Raw genomic sequence first — 303 nt, 5'->3', positions numbered from 1 at the left:
GGGGAAAAAGCCCGCTTCGGCCACTCCGAGCAGAAAGCGCAGCGCATAGAAGCTGTTCGGCCCGACGACGAATGCCGACGCCAGCGAGACGATGCCCCACGACACCATCACGCGCGCAATCCAGCGGCGCGCGCCGAATTTCTCGAGCAGAAGATTGGACGGCACTTCAAAGAAGAAGTACGCGATGAAGAAAATCCCTGCGCCAAAGCCGAATGCACTCGCGGACAGGCCGAGCGCCTTGTTCATCTGCAGCGCCGCAAAGCCGACGTTCACGCGGTCCAGATAGGCGATGAAATAACAGAC

Annotated in this window: 1 protein-coding gene; it reads right to left on the bottom strand. The window is 60.1% G+C overall.

What is annotated here, in order from left to right; genetic code table 11:
• The coding region (locus EN859_RS36875; protein WP_135913727.1) for an MFS transporter at positions 1–303 on the bottom strand (303 nt) is incomplete at both ends.

Origin of the sequence: Mesorhizobium sp. M00.F.Ca.ET.216.01.1.1 (assembly GCF_004010325.2) — a bacterium.
Taxonomy (GTDB): Bacteria; Pseudomonadota; Alphaproteobacteria; order Rhizobiales; family Rhizobiaceae; genus Mesorhizobium.
This window is presented reverse-complemented; position numbering and strand designations above follow the sequence as displayed.